At 56.4% G+C, this 8,857-nt stretch carries 11 protein-coding genes; 6 read left to right on the forward strand and 5 right to left on the reverse strand.

Translation table 11 applies throughout. The features are described from left to right. Positions 1 to 48: 48 nt before the first annotated feature. Positions 49 to 1,023, forward strand: coding sequence for an aldo/keto reductase (locus AC0LWM_RS05665; RefSeq protein ID WP_474673940.1), 975 nt, complete (start codon positions 49 to 51; stop codon positions 1,021 to 1,023). A 490-nt stretch (positions 1,024 to 1,513) separates the two neighbouring features. On the opposite strand, the gene AC0LWM_RS05670 is transcribed toward AC0LWM_RS05665, so the two are convergent. Further along, positions 1,514 to 2,203, reverse strand: coding sequence for a hypothetical protein (locus AC0LWM_RS05670; protein ID WP_474673941.1), 690 nt, complete (start codon positions 2,201 to 2,203; stop codon positions 1,514 to 1,516). 68 nt (positions 2,204 to 2,271) lie between these two features. On the opposite strand from AC0LWM_RS05670, the gene AC0LWM_RS05675 reads away from it, so the two are divergent. The 3 genes from AC0LWM_RS05675 to AC0LWM_RS05685 all read left to right on the forward strand — a co-directional run bounded on the left by AC0LWM_RS05675 (position 2,272) and on the right by AC0LWM_RS05685 (position 3,476). After that, the gene (locus AC0LWM_RS05675; RefSeq protein WP_474673942.1) at positions 2,272 to 2,835 is read left to right on the forward strand and encodes a hypothetical protein; all 564 of its coding nucleotides are present in this window, start codon (positions 2,272 to 2,274) and stop codon (positions 2,833 to 2,835) included. A 282-nt stretch (positions 2,836 to 3,117) separates the two neighbouring features. Further along, positions 3,118 to 3,309 carry a hypothetical protein gene (locus AC0LWM_RS05680; RefSeq protein WP_474673943.1) on the forward strand — a complete coding sequence of 64 codons (192 nt, stop codon included), beginning with the start codon at positions 3,118 to 3,120 and terminating at the stop codon, positions 3,307 to 3,309. Positions 3,310 to 3,314: 5 nt separating this feature from the next. Then, the gene (locus AC0LWM_RS05685; RefSeq protein ID WP_474673944.1) at positions 3,315 to 3,476 is read left to right on the forward strand and encodes a hypothetical protein; all 162 of its coding nucleotides are present in this window, start codon (positions 3,315 to 3,317) and stop codon (positions 3,474 to 3,476) included. Positions 3,477 to 3,514: 38 nt separating this feature from the next. Here the strand turns inward: AC0LWM_RS05685 and AC0LWM_RS05690 are convergent, their stop codons facing one another. The 3 genes from AC0LWM_RS05690 to AC0LWM_RS05700 form a co-directional block, all read right to left on the reverse strand. After that, the gene (locus tag AC0LWM_RS05690; RefSeq protein WP_474673945.1) at positions 3,515 to 3,733 is read right to left on the reverse strand and encodes a cysteine-rich CWC family protein; all 219 of its coding nucleotides are present in this window, start codon (positions 3,731 to 3,733) and stop codon (positions 3,515 to 3,517) included. Between the two features lie 122 nt (positions 3,734 to 3,855). Next, positions 3,856 to 4,170 (reverse strand): hypothetical protein, encoded by a 315-nt coding sequence (locus AC0LWM_RS05695; protein ID WP_474673946.1) that lies wholly within the window; start codon positions 4,168 to 4,170, stop codon positions 3,856 to 3,858. A gap of 92 nt (positions 4,171 to 4,262) precedes the next feature. Continuing rightward, positions 4,263 to 4,499 (reverse strand): DUF3892 domain-containing protein, encoded by a 237-nt coding sequence (locus AC0LWM_RS05700; protein ID WP_474673947.1) that lies wholly within the window; start codon positions 4,497 to 4,499, stop codon positions 4,263 to 4,265. A gap of 135 nt (positions 4,500 to 4,634) precedes the next feature. On the opposite strand from AC0LWM_RS05700, the gene recQ reads away from it, so the two are divergent. After that, positions 4,635 to 7,157, forward strand: a complete 2,523-nt coding sequence (gene recQ, locus AC0LWM_RS05705; protein WP_474674207.1) for a DNA helicase RecQ — start codon at positions 4,635 to 4,637, stop codon at positions 7,155 to 7,157. Positions 7,158 to 7,277: 120 nt separating this feature from the next. After that, complete coding sequence (locus AC0LWM_RS05710) at positions 7,278 to 7,463, forward strand: YjfB family protein (RefSeq protein ID WP_474673948.1); 186 nt, start codon at positions 7,278 to 7,280, stop codon at positions 7,461 to 7,463. Positions 7,464 to 7,498: 35 nt separating this feature from the next. On the opposite strand, the gene AC0LWM_RS05715 is transcribed toward AC0LWM_RS05710, so the two are convergent. After that, a complete protein-coding gene (locus tag AC0LWM_RS05715; protein ID WP_474673949.1) occupies positions 7,499 to 8,353 on the reverse strand; it encodes an SDR family oxidoreductase in 855 nt (284 codons plus the stop codon). Positions 8,354 to 8,857 lie beyond the last annotated feature (504 nt).

The following is an 8,857-nucleotide window of genomic DNA, read 5'->3' on the forward strand; positions in this document are numbered from 1 at the left end:
GATGAAATTAACGATAACCATAACGACAACACCGGGAGTGATCGACATATGGCAAAAGCAATTCCTCTACAACAGCGCGGCATTCCTGTCAGCCGGCTCGTACTTGGCTGCATGGGGCTTGGCGGAGGTTGGAACCATGAGCCTTATACGGCAGAGCATGTGAAGCAGGCGCATCGCGCCGTCGAAGCCGCTTTATCGATCGGCATCAATATGTTCGACCATGCGAACATTTACACAATGGGCAAAGCTGAAAAAGTGTTCGGGCAAGTGCTGAAGGAAAGACCGGAGCTGCGCGACGACATCTTCATTCAGTCCAAATGCGGCATCCGTTTCGCCGAAGACGGCGTGCCGGGGCGGTACGATTTCTCGGAGGAACATATCCTCAGCAGCGTAGACGGCATCTTGGAGCGGCTCGGCGTCGATTACATCGACTTCCTGCTGTTCCACCGCCCGGATCCGCTGATGGATCCGGAGGAAGTGGCCGGTGCGGTTCATCAGTTGAAGGCGTCCGGCAAGGTCCGCTTTTTCGGCGTATCGAACATGAGCGCGGGGCAAATCAATCTGCTGCAGACGTATTGTGACGAGCCGTTTGTCGCCAACCAGCTGGAGCTGAGCTTGGCCAAAATCGGCTGGCTTGATCAGGGCGTTCATGTGAACCAGGAAGCTGCGAAAGGCGATATTTTCCCTGAGGGGACTTTGGAATATTGCCGCCTGGAGAACATTCAAATTCAGTCGTGGGGACCGCTTGCGCAAGGCGTGTTCTCGGGTCGTTCGCTGGACGGCCAGAGCGACAACATCAAGCAAACCGCGGAGCTCGTTCGGAAGTTGGCGGAGGAAAAGGAAACGACTGCGGAAGCGATCGTGCTGGCGTGGCTGATGAAGCATCCGGCCGGTATTCAGCCGGTCATCGGCACCGTGAACCCGGAGCGGATCATGGCATGCGCCGATGCGGAGAAAGTGCAACTGACGCGGGAAGAATGGTACTCGCTGTACGTCAGCTCGCGTGGGAGAGCGCTGCCTTAACCAGGCGGCTCGAAGCGCAGGGGGCTGGTAATGGGCAACAGGAGAGGGTAATGGGCAATAAGAAAGGGAAATGACTCATGCGGGTCGTTTCCCTTTTTTCTTGGTGCGGAATAACTGGAAAAGGTGCAGTTAATTCCGTAGGACGGAAGGTATTTTACGGATTTAAATGGGTTTCATGTAGTTAATCTGACGGGATTCCTCTCAAGGGGAGTATTTTGCAAAAATTAACTTCATGTTTTCCAGTTAAAGTGGGGAAGTTGGCGGTTTGGGACAAAAATAACTGCAGGTTTTCCAGTTGTTATGGTGCTGCCGGTAAGCGTTTATCCTCTTGCCGGCAGCTTTTCGTAGATACGGACTCTCGCCGATGTCTCGACGCTGGACGTCGCATCGTATCGCAGGGCCGTTGCCATTATCCCTTAGCCAGATAAGCTCATGGCCTACGTCTTTATCGCCGCGACGAACTCCGCTGTATGCTCCGGCAATATTGCGCCTATTCTAACAGCGTTTTCTTCACTTCGGCTTTCAGCAGCTTCCAATGATCCTTGTCCCACTTCCAGACGGAGGTCGCGTAAGCAATCGTATCGGCATTGGCGATTCCGCTGATTCGCTGAATTCCAACGAGCTCGCAGGTGCCGTCTCTGTCGATATCGACCGGTTTCAGCGCTCCATAACCGTTCACCATCACTTCAACCGGCTTAACGAGCTTGCCGTCCTTATAAACGCCGGCCTGGTCGTAGGTTTGCTTATGGTCCATCAGATCGATCGTCACCGTCTGGTTCGTATTGACGATCGTAATGTTAGCCTTATAACCGTCAGCCAACTGACCCTTGATATCGAGCGGCTTTGGTACAGGCAATTTGACCGGCTTGCCGTCTTTGACCGAAGCGATCGTATAATCCGACGTTCCCCCGCTCCCTCCCGTTTCCGCCGAAACCAATATATCGTTCACCTTGTCGCCGGTAAAATCGCAAAATTGCATCTTCGGATTATAGCCGCCGATTGCCGGAATTAACGTGACGGTTTTCCCGGCTTTGTTATCGACAAGAATGACCAGTCTCTTGAAATACGGGCTGCTGGGGTCGATTTTACGGCCGAGCAGCATAATATGGTCCGGCTTGCGATCGCCGGTGACATCTTTTTCGTCCGTCTGAATGGTCAGCAGCATCGTTCCGTTATGCATTCTCGGACGGATCGAAGGCGCTTGTCCATGCGAAGGATCTTGGTGCGAATCCTGAGGCGGCGCTTCTGTTGGTACTTGCGTCGGAGCTTGTTGCAACACCTCTGTCGGTGCTTGTGTCGGCGCTTGCGGCGGCACCTCTGTTGGTGCTTGTGTCGGCGCTTGCGGCGGCACCTCTGTCGGTGCTTGTGTCGGCGCTCGCGGCGGCACCTCTGTCGGTGCTTGAGTCGGCACCTGCGACTGCGCTTGCGGCGGCGCTTCTGTCGGTGCTTGTGTCGGCGCTCGCGGCGGCACCTCTGTCGGTGCTTGAGTCGGCACCTGCGACTGCGCTTGCGGCGGCGCTTCTGTCGGTGCTTGTGTCGGCGCTCGCGGCGGCACCTCTGTTGGTGCTTGTGTCGGCACTTGCGACTGCGCCTCTGTCGCTGCTTGTGTCGGCACCTGAGACGGTGCTTGAGTCGGCACCTGCGACTGCGCCTCTGTCGCTGCTTGCGTCGGAGCTTGTTGCGACGCCTCTGTCGCTGCTTGCGACGGCGACTGTGTTGGTACCGTCGGCATTACCTGCGACTGTGACTGAACGGGTACCCGTGATGGCTCCTGCAGCGGTACCCGCGATAGAACCTTCGCCTCTTGCATGACCGCCGAGGCTTTCGCTGTGCCTGTTCCCACGGCGGTCAAGCCGGCTGCCGCCATAACGACGGTCATCATAACGGGCAGAACGCGCCGCGCGAATATTTTTGTCAATCGCTTCATGGATAGACCTCCTCATCATACGTGCATTCGATGATACATTACCCCGTCATTGCCATGTCTATCCATTGGACAACATAATATGCTCATCGCCATCGCCATTTTGCCGCGGCGGCGGCTCGAGCTCGGCCATAACATAACAATGAGGCTTCGATGGGAGGAGGGTTTCCGTGCAGCGCAACCACGTCAAAACGTACCGGTACCGCGTAGGCAAAAATCATTTTATCGTCATCCATATAACGCAAAGGGCTAACGCAGAGGCCACTCAAGGGAACGTACTGGCAAGCAATGCGGTTAACGTTCAAATCATGAAAGAGCAGCATAAAGACGGCAAGCCCGGCAAAACGAAAAAAAGGAGGTGATCCCGATGAAACGTTCATCGTCCCAAACAAAAAAAGTAAATCGGAAATCCATCCGAGTTAAGGTAAAGCAATCCGCCAACGCGACGATCAACCAAGGCGGCAACGCGTTTGCCATCAACGCCTCGGAAATCGGCATCGTCAGAATCATGCCCGGGCAGCAGCGGTAACGCTCCGCCCCTTTTTTTGTGCGCCACTAATACATAGTTCATGAAGTTTCCGACGACCCCGCTTTGAACCGATCCAGGCATGATTTGCATATGCACGATTTGTTCAACAGCTCGGCGGGCACAAGCTCGAAAATGCCCTGCGGAAAAACCTCCTTCGCACACCAGCACGCCCGCGACACCGGGTCTTTGACGTTGCCGCAGCGATTGTCCTTTCCGCAGATCGGGCAGTTTTTGACGTTCAATTCGGATTCGGTCATCGTCTACCTCCGCTTCCATCCGTTTTAGCCTTTTCGACCAGTATAGCACAACAAAATAGAAGAGCCCGACAACGCCATAAGGCATCGCGGACTCTTGCGGACGGAAATGCGGGAAACTCGCGTCAAATCAACGCAATCGCAAGCAGCGTGAACAACGACAAGGTGAGAATCGTATTGCTTCCGCCAAAAGCGAACGGGAAAAATCCCCTGCCGTCAAATGGAGTCAAACGTAAGTAGAGATGATCGTTGTCGACATCCACAACGTCGCCTTCGAAAACGTGGCCATGCACCGTATGCACTTGCACTCTGGCATTCATGCATTTTTTGCAAGCCGTCATCGCGTTCTCTTTGGATTGCTGCATGGCCTGAACGACGTTCGGATTCGCTTGAAACACATTCCCGCCAACGTTAAGTCCCGGATAATTCGGATTGTCCATGGAAAGAGGCACCTCCCTCGTATTGCTTTCCTTGCATACTATGCAGGTGCCCATGGTGTGGTGCCTATATCCGCGTTAAGCCAATATCGCGATCAAAATGTCGGGAGATTATCCAGGTTGTTGTCTTCCCGGCCATCCGGATCCGACCGCAGATGCTCGTCCCCGTCGCGGCCCCGGAACAAATTCATGTTCTCGATTTCGTCGTTGCGGACCATTTGCTGCGCCGTTTTGTAGTCGACCACTTTGCCGGAAGCGAACTTGAACTCCACGATGTCGCCGTCGCCGTTTTTGCGTACGGCCGCTACTTGTTCTTTGATTTTGTCAGCCATTGGAACCAGCCTCCTTCGTTGAATAATATTCCCATAGGCTCCAACAATCATTCGGCACGAATACAGGAATCGGCCATGGCGCTGTCGAATTGTACGGGTTGAAAGTTTTTTTCCGAGGTGACTTTAATGAATGCCATGTTGGAACAAGCCCATACATTGCTCCGCCAATATTACGGATATACCGCCTTTCGCAAAGGCCAGTCCGACATCGTCGCCAGCATTTTGCAGGGTCGGGACACGGTTGGCGTGCTGCCGACCGGGGGCGGCAAATCGATCTGCTACCAAATTCCGGCGCTGGCGCTGAACGGCACGACGCTTGTCGTTTCGCCGCTCATCTCGCTGATGAAAGACCAAGTCGATACGCTCGAAAGCTTGGACATTCCGGCGACGTTCATCAATAGCTCGCTGGACGCGAATGAAGCCCGCAGCCGGATTCGCAAAGCGGCGCAAGGCGAATACAAGCTGCTCTACATCGCGCCGGAGCGGCTCGAGTCGGAGCGGTTCGTCGCCCTGCTCGGCCAACTGCATATTCCGCTGATCGCGATCGACGAAGCGCACTGCATTTCGCATTGGGGGCACGATTTCCGGCCGAGCTACATGGCGATCGTCGACCTGATCGGACAGCTGCCGCAGCGCCCGATCATCAGCGCTTTTACGGCGACGGCAACGACCGAGGTCGTCGAAGACATCGTGCGCATCCTGTCGCTTCGCGGCGCTAACGTTTACGTCACCGGCTTCAGCCGTGACAACCTGGCCTTCTCCATCGTCAAAGGCGAGAACAAGCGCGACTATATTACGCAGTATGTGCGGGATCATCAGGACGAAGCGGGCATTATTTATGCCGCGACGCGCAAGGATGTCGAGCAGCTGTACGAGTTCGTGCGGCGGCTAGGCGTACCGGTCGGCAAATACCATGCCGGCATGACGGACGAGGAGCGCGCCGACATGCAGGAGCGGTTCTTGTACGACGAGCTGCGCGTCATGGTCGCGACGAACGCCTTCGGTATGGGGATCGACAAGCCGAACGTCCGGTTCGTCATCCACTACAATATGCCGAAAAATATCGAGGCCTATTACCAGGAAGCCGGACGGGCCGGCCGCGACGGCGATCCCGGCGAATGCGTGCTGCTGTTCAGCCCGCAGGATATCCATATCCAGAAATTTCTGCTGGAGCAAGGAAACCTGACCGAAGACCGCAAAGCACTGGAATATAAAAAAATGAAGGCGATGATCGACTACTGCCACACGCCGCGCTGTCTTCAGCAGTATGTCGTGAGGTATTTCGGCGAAGACAACAGCGACGAATGCGGCCGGTGCAGCAGTTGCACCGATACAAGCGAAACGGTCGACATGACGGACGAGGCGCTGAAAATATTTTCGTGCGTCAAGCGGATGCGCGAACGGTTCGGCACGACGCTCGTCGCGAAGGTGCTGCGCGGTGCGAAGGACAAGCGGGTGCGCGAGCTCGGCTTCGACTCGCTGTCGACGTACGGGATTTTGAGCGGCTTGTCGGAGAAGGACATCGTCGACCGAATCAATGCGCTGACCGCCGAAGGATACTTGCAAGTGACGGACGGGCAATATCCCGTCCTGCAGTTGGCGGAACGGGCAACGAGCGTGCTGCTCGGCAACGAACGGGTCTTGCAAAAGGTGCGGACGCAAAAGCAGGCTGTTCGGCGCGATGTCGACGACTCGCTGTTCGGGCTGTTACGCGAGCTGCGCAAGGACATCGCCGCCAAGGAACGCATCCCGGCGTTTATGGTATTCGCCGACGCGACGCTGCGCGAGATGGCGCAGGCGAAGCCCCGTGACGAGCGCGGGCTGCGCGCCGTCAAAGGGCTCGGCGAGGCGAAGGTGCGCAAATACGGCGAAGCGTTTCTCGCCGTCATTCGGGGTTACCTCGCCGAGAACGGCGAAGCGCCGGCCGAGGCTGAGCGCACGGGCGGCTATAGCGGCGCGGCGAACGTCGGGCGCAGCGGGTCTGCGGTTAGCACGAAGGCTGGCGGCGGTTCAGGGCGGAGTGACGAGCGGCCTGGCCCAAGCCGCGGCAAACGGGCAGGCGGGTCACGCCAAAGCGGCGGCGCATTCGACGCGGTGGCGTCCCGCGACATGGATGCCCTCTTCGCTTCCGCTCCTGATGAACAGAGTGGTGACGGCTTTTTCTCTCCTTCAGCTCCGGACGCGTGGGACGACGGCTTCTTTCCTTCTGCTCCGGAAGATCAGGGTGGCGGAGACTTCTTCTCCGCTTCAACTCCTGAGGTGCGGGGCGGCGGCTTCTTCTCCGCTTCAGCTCCGGAGGCGCGGGGCGGCGGCGGCTTCTCCCGCTCCTCGTCAGAGGATAACGGAGCCGCGGACGACCTGCCAAGCCATGTCGTCACGTACAACATGTTTACCGCGCAGCGGATGACGGTGCGCGACATTGCCAAGGAACGCGGCATGAGCGTCGTCACGATCCAGAACCATGTCATCCGCTGCGCGGAGGAAGGGTTCGCCGTCGATTGGGACGAGATTATACCGGCCGGTTACGAAAGCTTGATCGTGGAGACGATCCAGGAGATTGGCTTGGACAAGCTCAAGCCGATCAAAGAAGCGCTCCCGAAGGAAATCGACTATTTTGCCATTCATGCGGTGATTTGCAAGCACAGCCTTCGAGGGTAACGCAATAACTCGAAACGCACTTAACCCCTTCATGCCGACAGGTACCGTTAGTCGTATTGAAGGGGTTTTTGGCCATGTTGTACAATGGGATTGCAAACATTTGGAATGGAGGTGTCAGCGATGGACGTTTCCGGAATCAGCTCGTCCGCGATATCGTACAAGCAAGCCCAACTCGGGATGCAGGTCAGTCTTGCCGTGCTCGGCAAAGCCAAGGATACGATGGAGCAGCAGGGCCAACAGCTCGTGCAAATGCTGCAGCAAAGCGTTCAGCCGCACCTTGGGGGAAATGTAGACGTTCGCGTTTAAGCTCGTCGACGCGGACCGGCAGTAGGGATCACTCGCTAAAGACTGCGCCGAATGATCGCCTCGAACCATTTCCACGGCAGCACCGTCTTGGCAAACGCCGCCAGAAGCGCGCCCTGGCCCATCGTATAGCGAAGCTTGGGACGGCGCTTCGTGGCGGCTTTGACGACGGCATGCGCAACCTCGATCGGGTCCGGGGCCGTTTCCGCCGAACGCCGCGAGTAACGCAGCACGGCCTCCATCTGCGCCGCATATGGCGAATCGGGCTTCGTCATGATCGAAGCGAACCCCTTCTGCCAGATTGGCGTTTTATACGAGCCCGGCTCGATCAGCACAATCCGGACGCCAAACGGCAGCATTTCAAGGCGCAGCGCCTCGCTGAACCCCGCGACGGCGAACTTCGAGGCGGCGTACGGCCCATAGCCGGGGAAGCCGATTTTGCCGCTGACGCTGCCGATATTGATAATTGTGCCGCTGCCTCGTTCGCGCATGATGGGCAGTACCGCCTTCGTGACGGCGACAACGCCGAAAAAATTCGTGTCCATCTGCCGCTGCCAATCGGCAAGCGGAATATCCTCGACAAATCCGCCCACGGCAAATCCCGCATTGTTCACCAGAACATCGATGCCGCCATATTGACTGCGTGCATCGCGAACGGCCGCCTCCACTTGCGCAAATTCCGTTACATCCATCGCCACGCACCGCACATGGGGCGAGACGCCCGCTTGCGCAGCGGCAGCTTGAAGCTCACCCTGCTTACTGGTGTCGCGCATCGTCGCGATCACATCGTACCCTTCCTTCGCCAGCTCGATGCAGGACAACAGCCCAAAGCCGCTGGACGAGCCGGTAACGAGTGCAACCGGGCGACGGCGCAAGCTTCCGCTCTGATTCATTTGCCTTCCTCCTCCTTCATGTCATGCCATGCCTTGCCTTACTACGGCACTCCATGTCCTGTGAACAACAAATCAACGTCCCTATTTACTGTTACTGCTATTTCGGAAAAATGAACCAAATATTACTGATTGAAAAGAAACAGGGATTGTTGTATCCAGTACAACAATCCAAGACAGATTAATGGTTTATCGGGAGAATGTTGTACAGGATACAACATTTCAGCCAATAAACCCTGCTTGTGGGGGAAAATGTTGTACACCGTACAATATTTCAGCTCTGCCCTGCTACTTTCCACATTATTGTTGCAAAAAGCACAACATGCTTTTGTCACATAACGGAATGTAATGATCTCATACTCAACATTTACCAACATAACCGAATGAAATTACTCATACTCAACTTATATCTAAAGCCGACCTACAGCGGCAGCGATAGCGGCAGCGGCAGCGGCAGCGGCAGCGATAGCGGCAGCGGCAGCGGCAGCGGCAGCGGCAGCGGCAGCG

Source organism: Paenibacillus sp. sgz302148 (assembly GCF_056120465.1).

Coding starts and splice junctions, on each gene's coding strand:
- AC0LWM_RS05665 (WP_474673940.1), top strand. CDS start 49: ATGGCAAAAGCAATTCCTCTACAACAGCGCGGCATTCCTGTCAGCCGG.
- AC0LWM_RS05670 (WP_474673941.1), bottom strand. CDS start 2,203: ATGCATAACGGAACGATGCTGCTGACCATTCAGACGGACGAAAAAGAT.
- AC0LWM_RS05685 (WP_474673944.1), top strand. CDS start 3,315: ATGAAACGTTCATCGTCCCAAACAAAAAAAGTAAATCGGAAATCCATC.
- AC0LWM_RS05690 (WP_474673945.1), bottom strand. CDS start 3,733: ATGACCGAATCCGAATTGAACGTCAAAAACTGCCCGATCTGCGGAAAG.
- AC0LWM_RS05695 (WP_474673946.1), bottom strand. CDS start 4,170: ATGGACAATCCGAATTATCCGGGACTTAACGTTGGCGGGAATGTGTTT.
- AC0LWM_RS05700 (WP_474673947.1), bottom strand. CDS start 4,499: ATGGCTGACAAAATCAAAGAACAAGTAGCGGCCGTACGCAAAAACGGC.
- recQ (WP_474674207.1), top strand. CDS start 4,635: ATGTTGGAACAAGCCCATACATTGCTCCGCCAATATTACGGATATACC.
- AC0LWM_RS05710 (WP_474673948.1), top strand. CDS start 7,278: ATGGACGTTTCCGGAATCAGCTCGTCCGCGATATCGTACAAGCAAGCC.
- AC0LWM_RS05715 (WP_474673949.1), bottom strand. CDS start 8,353: ATGAATCAGAGCGGAAGCTTGCGCCGTCGCCCGGTTGCACTCGTTACC.